Genomic DNA, 16,094 nt, shown 5'->3' on the forward strand with positions numbered 1-16,094 from the left:
CTTTCGAGGACCGTGCCCTGTTCAGACGGTGCGGCGGATGATCAGGACATGGTCGGTGACCTCGGCCGTACGGCCGTCCGGGCCGGTCGCGGTCCGTGTACGTGCGTCGGCCGTCTCGACCGCCCAGGTCTCCGGGTCCAGGGCCAGGTCCGCAGCGACCTCCCGCGGGGCCGGGTGCCGGACATCCGGGTCCTGGTCCCACGACCACGGGGCTGTCGATCCGTGGTCCACGACCAGCAGCCGGCCGCCCGAGCGCAGCGCGTGCGCTGCCGCACGCAGTACGGCCGCCCTGTCCAGGTCCAGGGGAGTGTGGAGATAGTGGGCGCAGACGAGATCGAATGCGCCGTCGGGGAACGAACGGCGCAAGTCGTGCTGCTGCGCCGAGAGGCGGTCGTCGGACAGGCCGTCCGCGAGGGCGAGGCCGCGGAGTCGCTCGACCGCCACGGAGGAGACATCGACGGCGGTGACATGCCATCCCAGGCGGGCGAGCCACAGCGCATCGCCGCCGGCGCCGCACCCCAGGTCCAGCACAGCACCGGGCGGCAGGCCGGTGACTGTCTCGGTGAGGCATACGTTGGGCCGAGGATCGACGGCCGCCGGGCGGGCCGCGTAGACGTCATTCCAGAACTCGACCACGTCGGTGTTGCTCATCAGGGCTCCTTCTGCCGGGAACGAACGCTCGGCAGTCTTGCCGGGCGTTACCGGACCGGCACGGAAGCTTGCGGTTTCGGCAAGATGGTGTGATGGAACGTGAACCGGAAGACGTACTCGGTGCCGTCGGAGCCCGGCTGCGCGCGTTGCGCCGCGAACGCGGCATGACCCTCGCCGGTGTCGCCGAGGTGACCGCGGTGTCGGAGAGCACACTGTCCCGGCTGGAGAGCGGACAGCGCCGACCGGCTCTGGACCTGCTGCTCCCGCTGGCCCGGCTCTACGGCGTGCCCCTCGACGACCTCGTCGGTGCGCCGCGCACCGGTGACCCCCGCATCCACCTGAAGCCGATCCGGCGCTTCGGGATGGTCTTCGTCCCGCTGTCACGGCGGCCCGGTGGCATGCAGGCGTTCAAAATGATCATTCCTGCCTCGCCGGCCCTCCGCGAACCGACGCCGCAGACCCACGAAGGCTTCGAATGGCTGTACATTCTCAGCGGCCGTCTGCGGCTGCTGCTCGGTGAGCGCGAACTGACCCTGACACCCGGTGAGGTCGCCGAGTTCGACACGACGCTCCCGCACTGGCTGGGCAGTGCCGACGGCGGTGTGGTCGAAGCCCTGATCCTCTTCGGACCGCAGGGGGCGCGTGCGCACCTGCGCGTGACGCCCGACCGGACGCCCCAGTGCCACGACGGGCAGTGAGTTCGGCGAGGGGACGGGCCTGTCCCCGACCAGTCCGCGGCCTCGCCCCGGGCCGAGGCCGGCACTGATGCGAGAGGCGGCGGGCAGTCCGGTCGTCCATGACGTTCCACAGGCCGGCGAGGACGCAGCCCGGTGCGAGGGCCCTGGCGATCTCGGGTCCTGCGACCGCCATCCAGCGCGTCCGGCGTGGCGGGTTCGGCGCCCGGGTGGTGCCCATCGGGGGCCGGTCGGGGTTGTGATCAGGGTGATCACTGATGGGCAACGGCCTTCGCGCGCAGCAGAGTTGGCGATGCCGTCAAGCCCCAGTGTCACTCCGGAGGAATCTCGATGCGTATCCGATTCGCCGTCACCACCCTCGCCCTGGCCACCGCAGTCACGGCGGGCGCGGTGCTGCCCTCGGGCGCCGCCGCGCCTGCTGCCGGCACCCCGGCGCCCGCGGACCCCACCGTCCAGGACGTCCTCGACCGCTTGCCCGACGGCATCGTCGCGGGCGCGCTGATCAGGCGGGACGGCGTGGGCGCCACCGCCGGACCGGTCACCGCCGACGCACATTTCCGGATCGGCAGTGTCACCAAGGCCTTCACCAACACGTTGGTGCTTCAACTCGTCGCCGAGCACCGGATCGGCCTCGACACCCCGGCGCGGCGGTACGTCCCCGAGGTGCTGCCCAAGGCGTACCACCGCGTCACCGTGCGCCAGCTCCTCGACCACACGAGTGGTCTGCCCAAGCCTGCCCCGACGCCCGGCCCGGCCGACGGGCCCGGATGGCAGCTCAAGTCCGTGACGCCCGAAGACTTTCTGCGCGACTCGTTCGCCAAGGCCACCGGCGCGCCGCCCGCACCGGGATCTGTGCAGCAGTACAACGGGCTCAACTCGTTCGTTCTCGGCCTGATCGTCGAGAAGGTCACCGGCCGCTCCTACACCGACGAACTGGAGCGCAGGATCATCGGGCCGCTGGGCCTTCGCCATACCGGCCTGCCCGCCGCCGACGACCCGACGATCCCCGCGCCCCACGCACAGGTATACGTGGACGGGCAGGACGTGACCGAGCAGAGTCCCTACCCGTGGGCGGAGGGCGGCATGATCTCCACCGCCGCCGACCAGGACCGCTTCGTCACCGCGCTGTTCCGGGGCCGCCTGCTCCCGCCCGCCCAGCAGAGGCTGGTGTTCGCCGTGCCGAGGGCGAAGAGCGCCGCCACCAATGCGAACTGCCCCGGTCCGAAGGCCTGCTACAGCATCGGCGGGCTCATGCGCTACCGGCTCTCGGACGGCCGGTACGCCTGGGGCAAGACGGGGTCCCGACCCGGCTGGGACAACGGGTTCTTCGCCACCCGCGACCTCGGACACCGGATGGTGTACTCCCTGAACCCGACGGGGGCCGGCAGCGACCTCCCGTACATCAAGGCGCTCGTCGAGGCCGCTCTCGCCGACTGACGGCCGGACCGTCCACGGGGCTGTGCGTGGACGAGCCGGCGGACCAGTTCCGCGTTCCATTCGACGTACTCGACACCCGCCCCGTCCGCATGGCGAGCGCGGAGGAACCGCCCCGTCGGCCCGGCGGTCGCGGGAGTGGTCATGGTGGCGCCGACGGACTCCGGGGTCGACCGGAGGGCGTCGAGATCTTCGACGACGACGGTGGCGGAGGCGTGACTGTACTTCGCGCGTCCCCCGGCAGGCCCGGCGATGACGAGGAAGTCGCCGATCGCGCAGAGGCCGAGCGTGTGGAACGTCATCCGCAGGTGGGGCATCAGCCACACGATGCTCACGCGGACACTGCGCGGGCTGGAACGGGACGGCGTGGTGCACAGCACCGTGCATGCCACGGTGCCGCCCCGCGTGGAGTACCGACTCACCGAGGCGGGCGGGGCGCTGCGGGAAGCGGTCAACGGGATGTGTGCCCGGACCCGCCGCTGCCTGGACGAGACCAGCCGTCTGCATGAGGCCAGGGCCTGCCGTCATGAGTGGCCGTCCGGCACGCCTGCCGCGGCCGCAGTCCCGCCCTTCGGCCGGGCCACGGGGGGTGTGCGACCTCGATGCAGGCCCTGGATACACTCGCTCGTATGGTCGAATCGTCCCGTAATGGCGCGAGCCCCGGGATGTGGCGGCGCGAAGCGAGCACTGTGGTGCGCCGGGCCGCGGTGCGTCCCGGGCGGACGGTGGCACCCTTCGTCATCCTCGCCGAATCGCAGGTTCCTTCCGTTTCCACCGAGTGGGCGCCGCACTCGCACCAACTGCACGAGCTCGTCTGGGTGCGCGGGGGGACGCTGACGTCCCGTGTGGAGGACCGTGTCTTCACCGTGTCCGAGGGATACGGGCTGTGGATGCCGGCCGGCGTGGTGCACGGGGGACGGGCGACGGCGGGTGTGCGGTTCCACGATGCCTTCTTCGCCCCCGACCGCACGCCGTTCACGTTCGAGGGGCCGACCGCGATCACGATGACGCCGGTGCTGGAGTCCTTGCTGGCCCATCTGGCCCGCACGGATCTCGAAGCCGCGGCCAGGGCGCGGGCGGAGGCGGTGGTGTTCGACGTGCTCCAGCCGGCGGAGCGCCAGTTCGCGTTGCAGTTGCCCGGCGACTCCCGGATCGACGCGATAGCCGAAGCCCTGCTGGACGATCCCGCCGACTGCCGTTCGCTGGACGAGTGGGCGCGCACCCTGGGGATCAGCGACCGCACGATCGCCCGCGCGTTCCGCCGGGCCACCGGGCTCTCCTTCGCGCAGTGGCGGCAGATGCTGCGCGCCCACCGGGCGCTGACGCTGCTCTCCGAGGGCTTCGACGTGCAGACCGTCTCCGACGTGCTCGGCTACGCACAGCCCAGTACCTTCATCGCCGCCTTCCGACGGGTCATGGGGGCCACGCCCGGGGCGTTCTTCGTCGCGGCCGACGAATCCCCGGACGGTGTCCGGAATCCCGTATCGGGTGTCCAGAACTCCTGATTGCCGACACGACGAGCGGAAGATAGCCTTCCCTTAGTTAGGTAACCCTTAGTTGTTGCTCGCCGTGCACGTCCGTTCCGGATGCCGGGGAGTCCGCGGCCCGGCCGGCAACGGCCGGACGGAGGGTGCCGCAGTCGTTGCCCCTCAAGTCACCCGGACCCACCGATGTTCACAAGCTCTTCCCGGCGCGCCGTTCGGCCTGCCGTCGACCCCGCCGCGCCCACGGCCACCCTCAACGGCCACGACCTGGTGCTGCGGTACGGCGGGGCGCCGGTCGTCCACGGCGTCTCACTGACCCTGGAGCGCGGTCGTGCGACCGCGCTGGTGGGACCGAACGGCAGTGGGAAGTCCACACTGCTGCGCGCGCTCGCCCGGCTGCACCCGGTGGAGGACGGCCGGGTGACGCTCGGGGGCCGTGACGGACACCCCGAACGTGCGGCGGCCCTGCTCAGCGCACGCCGGTTCGCGCGCGAGGTCACCCTGTTCTCCCAGTCGAGGCCCGCGCCACAGGGACTGACGGTCTCGGAGGTCGTGGCGTTCGGACGTCACCCGTACCGAAGCCGCTTCTCCGGTCTGTCGTCCGACGACCGGAGCGCCATCGACCACGCCATGGATGTCACCGGCGTGCGCGACATGGCCGACCGGCCGGCCGGGGAACTCTCCGGCGGGGAGGTGCAGCGTGTCTGGCTCGCGGCCTGCCTGGCCCAGGACACCGGCGTCGTGCTGCTGGACGAGCCGACGAACCACCTGGACCTGCGCTATCAGATCGAGACGCTCGACCTGGTGCGTGACCTCGTGGAGGAACACGGCGTCGCGGTGGGCATCGTGCTGCACGACCTCGACCACGCCACCCGCGTCGCGGACACGCTGGTCCTCATGCGCTCCGGCCGCGTGCACGCGGCGGGCGCCCCCGTCGACGTCCTCACCGCGCAGAACATCGGCGAGGTCTACGACATTCGCGTCGAGGTCGAAGCGGACCCCCGCACGGGCCGTCTTCGCATCGACCCGATCGGGCGGCACTCCGCACGGAGCGGTGCGTCGGCCGCCCCGGCGAATCGCTAGAAGCCGCTCCACCGAATCATCGGCAATCCACCGAACCACCAGAAAGAGGATCCTCAATGAATCGTGCCCGTCGCCTGGCGGCAGCAGCCGCCACAGGGCTCGCCGTCGTACTCACCTCAACGGCCTGCGGCACGACCAGCGTCGAAAAGACGACGGCCGCCGGCACCCGGGCGTCGCCCTCCTCGAAGAGCTGCGCCGAGGACACCACCACGACATCGACAAAGCCGGTGTCCTTCAAGGACGGCGTCGGCCGGCAGGTGAAGCTCGACAGGCCCGCCAAGCGGATCGCGGTCCTGGAATGGCAGCAGATCGAGGACGCGCTCACCCTGTGCGTGACCCCCACCGCGGTCTCCGACGCGAAGGGATACAGCACCTGGGTGAGCGCGGAGAAGCTGCCCGCCGGGGTGAAGGACATCGGCACCCGTGAGGAGCCCGACCTCGACACCCTCTTCGCGACGAAGCCCGACCTCGTCGTCGTGGAGGCGTTCAAGGCCGACGACGAGATCATCAAGAAGCTGGAGAAGCGCGGCGTGCCGGTGCTGGCCACGCTGGGGGCGGACCCGGCCGACCCGATCAAGAACATGCAGAACGTGTTCAGCATGATCGGCAGGGCGACGGGCCGCACCGAACGGGCCGACCAGGTGCTCAAGGAGTTCGACGAGCACCTCGCCAAGGCCAAGAAGCAGGTGACCGCCGCCGGACTGCCGACCAAGGACTTCCTGTTCTTCGACGGATGGCTGCAGGGCGGCAACCTCACCGTCCGCCCCTACGGCAAGGGCGCCCTGTTCACCGCTATAGGCGAAGAGCTCGGTATGACCCCCGCATGGACCGACGACGTGAACAAGGCCCACGGGAACGGCGGTGTCGATCCCTCCTACGGTCTCGCGCAGACCGATGCCGAGGGACTCACCGCGGTGGGGAAGGCCAACCTCTTCTACGCCAACGACGAAGGAGCGGGAGGATATGTCGCGGCGCTGGAGAAGAACCCGATCTGGAAGTCGCTCCCGGCCGTGAAGGAAGGCCGCGCGCACGCGTTCCCGGCGCGGGTGTGGGGCGCGGGCGGTCCGCGCTCCTGTGAGCAGGCGATCGACGCGTACGTCGACGTGCTCGAAAAGAAGTGAACACAACACCCGAAGTGAGCACGGAACAAAAGGTGAGCACATCACCAGAGGTGGGCACACCGCCGGCGCCGGCCCCCGGACGGAAACCGCGGCCGGGCACCGGTCACGGCTCCGCCGGGGCGGCCGTCCTGGCGCTCCTCCTCGTCGCGGTCGCCCTGGTGGGCATGTGGCACCTGACGCAAGGGACATCGGGCGTGGGCGTCCGGGATCTGGTGCGGTACTTCGCCGGGGGCGGGGCGAACACCGGCGGGGCACCGGTCGGCGAGATCTTCACCGGATCCCGCCTGCCGCGCCTGCTCGCGGGTGTGGCAGTGGGCTTCGCCCTCGGCTCAGCCGGCGCACTGCTGCAGTCCGTCACGCGCAACACGCTCGCCTCCCCGGACACCCTCGCCGTCACGGCCGGGGCCTACTTCACGCTCTCCCTCGTCGCGGCCTTCGGCCTCACCGTCCCCCTGTGGGCCTCGGGCGCCGTCGCCTTCGCCGGCGGCCTGCTCGCGGCGGCGCTCGTGCTGGCCCTCGCGGGCCGGGCCTCGGGCACCGCGGGCACGCGCCTCATCCTCGCCGGATCGGCGATGGCGATGGCCCTGGACTCGGCGACCGCGATGCTGCTCATCCTGTTCGAACAGAACACGACCGGTCTGTTCGCCTGGGGAAGCGGCTCGCTCGCGCAGCTGAACATCGACGCGTCGGTACGCGCCTTCCCTCTCATGGCCGTGGTGCTCTGCGTCGCCCTGGCGCTGTCCAGGAAGCTGGACGTGATGGGCCTCGGCGACGACGCCGCGTCCTCCCTCGGCGTGCCGATCCGCACCACCCGGGTGATCGCCGTCTTCTGCGCGGTGCTCCTGACCAGCACGTCGGTGACGCTCGCGGGTCCGATCGCCTTCGTCGGACTCGGCGCCCCCGTCCTGGCCCGCCTGATCGCGGGGCGGGTCCGGGCGCTGCGCCGGCACCTCCTGATGGTGCCCGCGTCCGGGCTGCTCGGCGCACTGCTCATCCTGCTCGCGGACGCGTCCCTGCGCGCGGTGCAGGGTGCCGGCGAAGCCGCCTCCATTCCCACGGGCGTACCGACGGCGCTGCTCGGCGCCGTTGTGATCGTGGTCCTCGCGCTCCGCCTGCGCGACACGGGCGGGCTGCGGCAACCGCCGCGCGCACGGGTCGCCACACGGTCGCGCCGGTCGTTCCTCCTTGTGGTGATCGGCGCCGTGGTGCTCCTGGCCGCGGCGGCCCTCGTGGCGACCCTCGCGGGGAGCCTCTGGCTGCGGACGGGGGACATCGTGCTCTGGGGCCGGGGGCTCGCCCCGGACCTGATCGGCCAGGCGCTCGACGACCGGGTCCCACGCGTGGTCGCCGCGGTGCTCGCCGGCGCGGCGCTCGGACTGTCCGGATGCGCCGTGCAGAGCGCGGTCCGCAACCCGTTGGCGGAGCCGGGAGTACTCGGCATCACGGCGGGCGCCGGTCTGGGTGCGGTGACCATCGTGACCTCGGGCCTGTCCGGCGGACGGCCGCTGCTCATCGCCGCGGCGGTGACGACCGGGCTCGCCACGTTCGCGGTGATCGCCCTGCTGTCCTGGCGCGGCGGCTTCCTGCCCGACCGGTTCGTACTCATCGGCATCGGCTGCGGATACGGCCTCAGCTCCGTCACCACCTTCCTGCTGCTGCGCGCCGACCCGTGGAACACACCCCGGATCTTCACCTGGCTCTCCGGCACGACCTACGGTCGCTCGCTGCCCGACGTCGTACCGGTCGCGGCGGCGCTGGCGCTCGCGCTCCCCGTGCTGCTGGGCATGCGGCACCGGCTCGATCTGCTCGCCGTCGACGAGGACACCCCGCGCGTGGTCGGCGTCAGGCCGGAACGCACACGATTCGCCGCGCTGGCGATCGCCGCGGTGCTCGCGGCGCTCAGCGTGATCGCCGTCGGCGTCGTCGGCTTCGTGGGGCTTGTGGCCCCGCACCTCGCACGGTCACTGGTCGGCGCCCGGCACGGGCGCCTGATCCCGGTCTCGATGCTGCTGGGCGGACTGCTGGTCTGCGTGGCCGACGCCCTCGGCCGCACTGTCGTCGCGCCCGCCCAGATGCCGGCGGGCCTCATGATCTCCCTGGTCGGGGCTCCGTACTTCATCTGGGTGCTCCGAAAGTCGCGCGCATGACATCGGGTGCCCTGCCCGGTGCCGGGGTGCCGACGGCCCCGACCCTCACCCCCTCCGACCCGTCAAGGAGTGCCGGAATGCCGCCCCGTCAGAACACGCCCGTGAAGAGCACCGTCGTCCCGTTCGATCCCGCCGGGCCGCCGGACCGGTTGGAGCGGCTCGGACACCACGACGTAGTGGAACGCTGGCGTCGGGTCGACCGCTCCGCCCACGCTCCCCACATCGTGGCCGTCGTGGGCGACGACGACGATGACTGGACAGCCGCCGCGCTCGTGACGGCCCGCCCGCACACGGCCTACCTGAAGATCGTCGATGCCATCGGCGACGTGCCGGCAGCCGTACGGGCCGTGGTCGCCCACGCACGCGACCGCGAACTCGCACAGGTCAAGTGGGAGGGTTGGACGGTGACCCCCGAGGTCGCCGCCGCTGCGGGCTTCGCCCCGTTGAGTCCTCCGCTCACGCAGCCGGAGGCGACGAGCGGGCCCGCTGCCGGCCATGTGCGCTGGCTGCACGACGAAGCGGTCGACGAACCCCCGTACTACGGGCAGACGACCCACTTCACCTGCGGCGCCGTCACAGCCCTGGTCGCGCAGGCGCACGCGGGGCGGCTGCCGCGGGAATCGCTCGACCGCCGGGCGGAGCTGACACTGTGGCGCGACGCGACGAACTTCCCCGCGTGCGAACCCGTCGGACTGGGCGTCGCCGTGCGCCGGGCGTGGCCGTCGTCCCCGGTCACCGTCTCCCTCGACACGGACCGGCCGGTCCTGCTCGGCCACTACCCGCAGGACGAACAGGAGTGGCGTGCCGTGCTCCAGGAGACGTCGCGGGCGGAAGCCGGACGGGTCGGCGTCCCGATCGACTCGCGTCATCTGCCCATGACGGCGATCCGGAGCGCGCTCGGCCGACGGGAGCACGTGCTGCTCCTGGTCTCGCTCGCCGAGATGCAGGGCTTCGACGTACCGCACTGGGTGCTCTGCCACGGCGCCGTGCCGGGTGCCGTCGTGATCGAGGACCCATGGACCAACACCGCCGCGGGTGACACCTGGGTCGACGCCCACCTGCTGCCCGTCCCGACCCCGTCGCTCGACGCGATGTCGACGATCTCGCCGGACGGCTTCCGGGGCGCCGTGATCATCGGCGGCCCGGAGCGGCACACCACACCTCCTCCCGGGCCGGGAGCCTGAGACGAAGGCCGCCACAAGGCCGGAGCCGACCGGTTCCGGCCCCTTTCGCCGCGTCCTCATGTGCGATCGATGTGCGGTCGACGGAATGGTCTTGTCGCGTACATCGGTTCCGAGCAGTCTTCCGTGTGACAGCGCGAACGCGTGTTTCTCCAGAGGAGACGATCCATGGCTGCCCCCATGCGAAAGATCAGCCGCAGAACCGCACTCGGGCTGGGACTGGCGGTGGGAACATCGGCCGTCGCGCTTCCCGGGGCCGCGGCCGCGAACCCGCACGGACCGGCCGGCGCCAGGCACGCGCGGGCGGTGTCGACGAAGACGTACACCGCCGACCACTCGACGGTCCTGCGCAATCCGCTCAACGGCTGGGTGCTCTACGGGGACACCTCGTTCCCCGACGACTTCTGGACGGCACGCGACGCCATCGACGTCCCCGGTGTCGAAGGCACCGTCCGCGCGTCGGACTACGCCTCGACGTTCTACCTGCGGATCGCCTGGTCGCGGCTGGAGCCGTCGGAGGGCGTCTACGGCTGGGACACCGACGAGGACCTCAAGGCCGCGATCGCCACCGCCCGGAAGCGTGGACTGCGGCTGGCGTTCCGGGTCGTCGTGGACAGCCGGGACAAGCCGTACGGCTTCACACCGGACTTCGTACGGGGCGCCGGCGCGGCCGGCTACGAGACACAGACGGGCAGCAGGACCGTGTGGTCCCCCTACCCGGACGACCCGGTGTTCCAGGCGAAGTACGCCGCTTTCGTGAAGGCGTTCGCGAAGCGGTTCAACGATCCCGCGACCGTCGACTTCATCGACGGCTACGGCCTGGGCAAGTGGGGCGAGGGCCACACCATGAGGTACGTCGACCACGCCAACCGCGAGTCGGTGCTGCGCTGGATCGTGGACCTGTACGCGGACGCGTTCACCCGCGTCCCGCTCGCCATCAACTACCACCGGCTCATCGGCGCCGAGAAGGACTGGGGCGCGCCGGACGCGGACAGCGAGCGGCTGCTGGACATCGCCGTGGACCGGGGATTCATGCTGCGGCACGACGCGTTCGGCATGACCACCTACTACGGGGACTGGGAACGCGCCTACGCCGAGAAGTGGCGCCACCGGCGGCCGATCCTGATGGAGGGCGGCTGGGTGACGACACAGCACGACTACACCGTCGACCCACGTGGGTACGAGACCGTCGCGGACGTCCGGAAGGGCGAGTTCGACGATTCGGCGGAGGCCCACGTCAACGCGATGGACTTCCGGACCGGCGAGACCCTGTCCTGGTTCACCGGCAGCTTCGACCTGGTGAAGAGGGCCGTCGCCGAAGCCGGCTACCGCCTGTACCCGACGACGGTGAAGGCACCGGCGCACGTCGTCGCGGGCGGCACCGCCGAGCTGCGCCACGACTGGGCCAACCTCGGCTGGGCCAACCTGCCCAACGACCTGCCCCAGTGGAAGAACAAGTACCGGCCCGCCCTGGCCCTGCTGGGATCGGACGGCACCGCCGCACACGTCTTCGTCGACAAGGGCTCGGATCCGTCCGCATGGCGCAAGGGAGCCGTGGCGAGCCACACGTTCCGGGCACGCCTGGCCGGGGTGGCCAAGGGCCGCTACCGGTGGGGGGTGGCGATCGTCGACACCACGCGCGGCAACGCCCCGGGCATCGAACTCGCCGCGAAGGAGGCCGCCGCGGGCGGCTGGCTGGTCGCCGGGGACGTCACGGTCCACTGACCCGGGAACGCCGAACAGCCTCCGGACGACGCGCCGGAGGCTGATCGGCGTGGCGAGCCGCCCCGTCCGGGCCTGCGGCTCAGGCCTGGACCGCGAACTCTTCCGGCCGGATCGGGTCGAGGAGCGTACCGGTGGCCGTGAACGCGAGCGTCTCACGGATCGCGTTCGCGGCCAGCCGCCGCAGCTCGTTGCCCATCGAGCCCGCGATGTGCGGCGTGATGAACGTGTTGGGCGTCGTGCGCAGGCGTGCGCCGGCGGGCAGGTGCTCGGGCTCGGTGACGTCCAGGACCGCGGCGATGTCCCCCCGTTCGAGACGGTCGGCGAGCGCCTCCTGGTCGACGATCGCACCGCGTGCGGTGTTGATGAAGGTGGCTCCCGGCCGCAGGCGTTCGATCAGCGTACGGTCGATCAGGCCGCGGGTGGCGGGCAGCAGTGGCGCGTGCAGCGAGACGATGTCACTGCCCGCGAAGAGTTCAGCCAACTCCACTCGCCGCACACCGAGTTCGGCGGCTTCCCCGTCGTCCAGGTACGGGTCCGCCACCACGATCCGTACGTCGTAGTCCCGCAGCCGCTCGATGACCGCGCGGCCGACCCGGGAGGCCCCGATCAGCCCGACCGTGATGCCGTGCAGGCCGACCTCGGGCCAGTCCTTCTCCAGGTCCACCGGCCCGTCGTCGCGGCGCAGCGACTCCGCCGCGGTGAACGTCCGCTTCGCGGCGAGCACGATCATCGCCACCGTGTACTCGGCGACCGGGACGGCGTTGGCCGCGGTGCTCGACGTGACCGCGACGCCCCGCGCCCACACCTCGTCGTCGACGACCGGGCGTACCGTGCCCGCCGAGTGCACCACCGCACGCAGACCGGGCAGCAGGTCGAGCCGCCGGGCGTCGAGCGGGGTGGTGCCCCAGCCGGTGAGCAACACCTCGACACCGCGGAGCAGTTCGCGATCCTCGGGCACGTCCGGGTCCAGCGGACGGTCCGCGAGGAGTCGTACCGTGCCGGACTCGCGCAGGGCGGAGAGGTCGGCCGGGCCGAAGACCCGCCGGAAGGTCGCCTCGGGCATGGCGAACGCCACGGGGACGGCGCGGCGCGAACCGGATACGGGCGCGGGCTTGGGTGCCGATGTCATGGGGGTCCTACCCTTCGGGAGTGGTCTGTTCCGGCCGCTCACGGCGCTCATGAACACGCCGGCACCCGGACGACGGCTCGACCGGCAGCCGAGAACGGCCGGGCACCGCCCTCGTCACCTCGTTCGCGGGGCCCGTCGGAGGGAGACCTCCGGCGGACGGTGAGCAGCGCTGTCCATGCCAGCCCCTGGCCATGTTCGATGTCAAGATCCGCAGAGCGATCGCTCATCAAACGAACATGCGGCGGCCGGAGTTCAGCGCGGCGGCGCGGACGAGTCCCGCACGGTCAGCGTCGGGGCGAGGGTGATGTGCCGTTGGGCGAAGGGCCGCTGTCCCGCCGCCGAGATCCGTTCGAAACAGGCGGTCGCGGCGAACCGGCCGACATCGTGTTTCGGCGGTGCCACCGCCGTCAACGGCACCGCCGCGAGCTTCGCGACCTCGTCGTCGTAGGCCACGACGGAGAGGTCGCCGGGGATCGAGACACCCAGGTCCATGGCCGTGGCGACGAAGTCGAGCGCGTAGTGGTCGGAGTGCACCAGCACCGCCGTGGTGCCGGTGGCACGGCAGCGGTCCAGGAAGGCGCCGGTCTGCCTGGCGATGCCGGAGGTGTCGTCGATGATCTCCACCGGCGCGTCGTCGGCCAGCCCCAGATGCCGCACGGTCCGCCGGTGACCGCTGAAGAGCTGACCGGTCGTCGGGGTGTCGAAGGTGGCGACGCCGATTCGCCGGTGGCCGAGGCCCGCCAGATGACGGACGGCCGTCGCGGCACCGGCGTCGTGGTCGCTGCGCACGGACTCCAGGGTGTAGCCGACGGGCGCCTCGGCCACGGCCCGCTCCACCGCGATGACCGGCATCGGCGCCGCCTCCAGTCGTTCGAACGTCCGGTAGGCGTCCGCGACGGTCGTGGTGACGAGCAGACCGTCGACCCCGCCGGCGATCAGGCTCTCGATCTGCTGCCGCTCGTGGTCCGCGTCGTAACCGGACACCCGCAGCACCACGCGTCCGCCCAGCGCGGTCGTCCGCTCCACCACGCCGCCGACGATGTTCGGGTAGTAGTAGCCGGGGTCGGGAACGATCAGGCCGAGCGTGTACAGCGCACGGCCGTCGTCGGCGACCGTCCGAGGGACCGGCCGGGAGACCATCCCACCGGTGGGGTCGGTCTCCACCGTCACCGCGCCGCCGTGCACGCGCCGCAGCAGCCCGCGATCGGCGAGTTCGGTCAGGTCGCGACGGACCGTCATGGCGGAGACGTTCTCGCGTGCCGCGAAGTCGGTCACCAGCAGACTGCCGTGGATGCGCAGCTCCGCCAGGATGCGGTCGTGGCGTGGGTGCAGGTGCATCGTCGCCCCAATGTTTGATTGATGTTCGGATGATCGCTCACACTTGACCGTCATCGTAGGGCCAACTCAGGATGACCAGACCGCTCGCGACGAGCACCGGCCGGCCGCTGTACGGACAGCCGGCCCATCCCGACTCCGCCCACCGCAACAGTGCGTGGAGCCACGTCCGTCAGAGGCGAAGGAGCCACATGGGCACGACGCTCGAAGCATCTGCTCCAGCCGCGGGGAGCAGACCGTCCGGGAAAGTGAAGGCGACACGGAAGACGCCGTTCGTCGCGCGGCTGCGTCGTGACAGCCCGCTGCTGTTCATGGTGATGCCCGCGGTCCTGCTGCTGTTGTTGTTCATGTACCTGCCGTTGCTGGGCAACGTCATCGCGTTCATGGACTACCAGCCGTACATGTCCGTCGGCGACAGCCCCTGGGTCGGCCTCCACAACTTCCAGGTGCTCTTCGAGGACCCGGCGTTCTGGCGGGCGACGGTGAACACCCTGCAGATCACGTTCCTGCAGATCGTGCTGTACTTCCCGGTGCCCATCGCCCTCGCCCTGCTGATCCACTCGCTCACCTGGCCGTGGCTGCGGGCAGCGGTGCAGTCGGTGCTGTACCTGCCGCACTTCCTGTCATGGGTCATCGTCGTCGGCTTCTTCCAGCAGTCCCTCGGCTCGGGCGGCGTACTCAACCAGACGCTGCGGCAGCTCGACCTGACGACGATCGATGTGATGTCCGACCCCTCCACCTTCAAGCTCCTGCTCACCGCGCAGGTCGTCTGGAAGGACGCGGGCTGGGGAGCGATCATCTTCCTCGCCGCGCTCGCGGCGATCGACGACTCCCTGTACGAGGCGGCGGCCATCGACGGCGCCGGAACATGGCGGCGCTTCTGGCACATCACACTCCCCGGGATCCGGCCGGTCATCGTCCTCCTGCTGATCCTGCGGCTCGGCGAGGCACTCAACGTCGGATTCGAGCAGATCCTGCTCCAGCGCAACGCCGTGGGCGCCGACACGGCGGAAGTACTCGACACCTACGTGTACTTCCACGGCGTGATCGACGGCAACTGGAGCGTGGGCATCGCGGTCGGCCTGATCAAGGGAGCCGTCGGATTACTCCTCGTACTCGCGGCGAACAAGGCCGCGCACCGCCTCGGCGAACAAGGAGTGTATTCACGGTCATGAGCACCATCGTCCGCCCCGCCTGGCAGGGCAAGCCGAAGCCCGTCGCACTCGCGCTGAAAGCACTCGCGGTAGTGCTGGCGCTGGCCGTGGTCCTCTTCCCCTTTCTGATCGTCTTCTCGACCAGCGTGTCCGACAGCGAGTCCATCACCGAAGCCGGCGGATTCGTGCTCTGGCCCGACTCCTTCACGCTCGACGCGTACACCCAGGTCTTCGAGGGCGGCGTCGTCACCCGGGCCGTCGTGGTGTCGACGCTGGTCACCCTGGTCGGCACGGCGATCAGCCTGACGACGACCGTGCTCGCGGCGTACGCGCTGAGCCGCCGCGGCGCGCTCCTCCAGCGGCCGCTGCTGACCTTCGTCCTCGTCACGTTCCTCTTCACGCCCGGGATGATCCCGCTGTATCTGGCGGTGAAGGAACTCGGCCTGCTGGACAGCTACTGGGCACTCGTACTGCCCACCGCCTTCAGCGTGTTCAACATGATCGTCGTCCGCGGCTTCATGATGGGGATCCCGCAGGAACTCATCGACAGCGCGAAGATCGACGGCGCGGGGGAGTTCCGCATCCTGTGGAACGTCAGCCTGCCGCTGTCCCGCGCGGTGGTCGCCGTGGTCGGCCTGTTCTACGCGGTGAGCTACTGGAACGCCTTCTTCAACGCCCTGATCTATCTGAACGACAGCACGAAGTGGCCCCTGCAACTGGTGCTGCGGACCTACGTTCTCCAGGGCTCGGCCCTCGTCGACTCCGGCGGTGACCGGACGGCCCCACCCGCGCAGTCCGTGCAGATGGCCGTGGTGCTGATCGCGATCGTCCCGATTCTGCTGGCCTACCCCCTTGTGCAACGCCATCTCACCAAGGGCGTCCTCACCGGCGCCGTGAAGGGCTGAGACAGCACCGCCCGGGCGCGCACATCACCGGTACACGTCGAAGGAGACGC

Annotated in this window: 14 protein-coding genes; 11 read left to right on the forward strand and 3 right to left on the reverse strand. The window is 70.8% G+C overall.

Annotated elements, in window-relative coordinates:
* Positions 1-21: 21 nt before the first annotated feature.
* Entirely contained in the window at positions 22-651 is a 630-nt protein-coding gene (locus ACGF8B_RS30765) for a class I SAM-dependent methyltransferase (RefSeq protein WP_392745157.1), read from the reverse strand.
* A gap of 92 nt (positions 652-743) precedes the next feature.
* Here ACGF8B_RS30765 and ACGF8B_RS30770 point away from each other — a divergent pair, with 92 nt between their 5' ends.
* The 9 genes from ACGF8B_RS30770 (at position 744) to ACGF8B_RS30810 (ending at position 11,521) form a co-directional block, all read left to right on the forward strand.
* A complete protein-coding gene (locus tag ACGF8B_RS30770; RefSeq protein WP_392745159.1) occupies positions 744-1,349 on the forward strand; it encodes a helix-turn-helix domain-containing protein in 606 nt (201 codons plus the stop codon).
* Between the two features lie 327 nt (positions 1,350-1,676).
* A complete protein-coding gene (locus ACGF8B_RS30775) occupies positions 1,677-2,783 on the forward strand; it encodes a serine hydrolase domain-containing protein (protein ID WP_392745160.1) in 1,107 nt (368 codons plus the stop codon).
* 324 nt (positions 2,784-3,107) lie between these two features.
* Positions 3,108-3,617: a winged helix-turn-helix transcriptional regulator gene (locus tag ACGF8B_RS30780; protein WP_392745303.1), complete on the forward strand. Its 510-nt coding sequence runs from the start codon at positions 3,108-3,110 to the stop codon at positions 3,615-3,617.
* On the forward strand, positions 3,506-4,285 hold the full coding sequence (locus tag ACGF8B_RS30785; RefSeq protein WP_392745162.1) for a helix-turn-helix domain-containing protein: 780 nt from the start codon (positions 3,506-3,508) through the stop codon (positions 4,283-4,285). Before ACGF8B_RS30780 ends, ACGF8B_RS30785 begins: the two co-directional genes overlap by 112 nt.
* A gap of 165 nt (positions 4,286-4,450) precedes the next feature.
* Positions 4,451-5,347 carry an ABC transporter ATP-binding protein gene (locus tag ACGF8B_RS30790; RefSeq protein ID WP_392745164.1) on the forward strand — a complete coding sequence of 299 codons (897 nt, stop codon included), beginning with the start codon at positions 4,451-4,453 and terminating at the stop codon, positions 5,345-5,347.
* A gap of 56 nt (positions 5,348-5,403) precedes the next feature.
* On the forward strand, positions 5,404-6,468 hold the full coding sequence (locus ACGF8B_RS30795) for an iron-siderophore ABC transporter substrate-binding protein (protein WP_392745165.1): 1,065 nt from the start codon (positions 5,404-5,406) through the stop codon (positions 6,466-6,468).
* Between the two features lie 50 nt (positions 6,469-6,518).
* Entirely contained in the window at positions 6,519-8,615 is a 2,097-nt protein-coding gene (locus tag ACGF8B_RS30800) for an iron ABC transporter permease (protein ID WP_392745304.1), read from the forward strand.
* Between the two features lie 77 nt (positions 8,616-8,692).
* Positions 8,693-9,799: a peptidase C39 family protein gene (locus tag ACGF8B_RS30805; protein ID WP_392745166.1), complete on the forward strand. Its 1,107-nt coding sequence runs from the start codon at positions 8,693-8,695 to the stop codon at positions 9,797-9,799.
* A gap of 165 nt (positions 9,800-9,964) precedes the next feature.
* The gene (locus tag ACGF8B_RS30810; RefSeq protein ID WP_392745168.1) at positions 9,965-11,521 is read left to right on the forward strand and encodes a DUF4832 domain-containing protein; all 1,557 of its coding nucleotides are present in this window, start codon (positions 9,965-9,967) and stop codon (positions 11,519-11,521) included.
* A gap of 79 nt (positions 11,522-11,600) precedes the next feature.
* On the opposite strand, the gene ACGF8B_RS30815 is transcribed toward ACGF8B_RS30810, so the two are convergent.
* Together ACGF8B_RS30815 and ACGF8B_RS30820 are read right to left on the reverse strand one after the other, a co-directional pair.
* The gene (locus ACGF8B_RS30815) at positions 11,601-12,650 is read right to left on the reverse strand and encodes a hydroxyacid dehydrogenase (protein WP_392745169.1); all 1,050 of its coding nucleotides are present in this window, start codon (positions 12,648-12,650) and stop codon (positions 11,601-11,603) included.
* Positions 12,651-12,902: 252 nt separating this feature from the next.
* Positions 12,903-13,988, reverse strand: a complete 1,086-nt coding sequence (locus tag ACGF8B_RS30820) for a substrate-binding domain-containing protein (RefSeq protein ID WP_392745171.1) — start codon at positions 13,986-13,988, stop codon at positions 12,903-12,905.
* Between the two features lie 188 nt (positions 13,989-14,176).
* On the opposite strand from ACGF8B_RS30820, the gene ACGF8B_RS30825 reads away from it, so the two are divergent.
* Both ACGF8B_RS30825 and ACGF8B_RS30830 read left to right on the forward strand, forming a co-directional pair.
* Entirely contained in the window at positions 14,177-15,160 is a 984-nt protein-coding gene (locus ACGF8B_RS30825; RefSeq protein WP_392745172.1) for an ABC transporter permease, read from the forward strand.
* The gene (locus ACGF8B_RS30830) at positions 15,157-16,044 is read left to right on the forward strand and encodes a carbohydrate ABC transporter permease (RefSeq protein WP_392745173.1); all 888 of its coding nucleotides are present in this window, start codon (positions 15,157-15,159) and stop codon (positions 16,042-16,044) included. The genes ACGF8B_RS30825 and ACGF8B_RS30830 overlap by 4 nt, the downstream gene beginning before the upstream one ends.
* The last annotated feature ends 50 nt before the right edge of the window (positions 16,045-16,094 follow it).

The sequence above is a fragment of the Streptomyces sp. NPDC047917 genome, assembly GCF_043204345.1.
Classification (GTDB): Bacteria; Actinomycetota; Actinomycetes; order Streptomycetales; family Streptomycetaceae; genus Streptomyces; species Streptomyces sanglieri.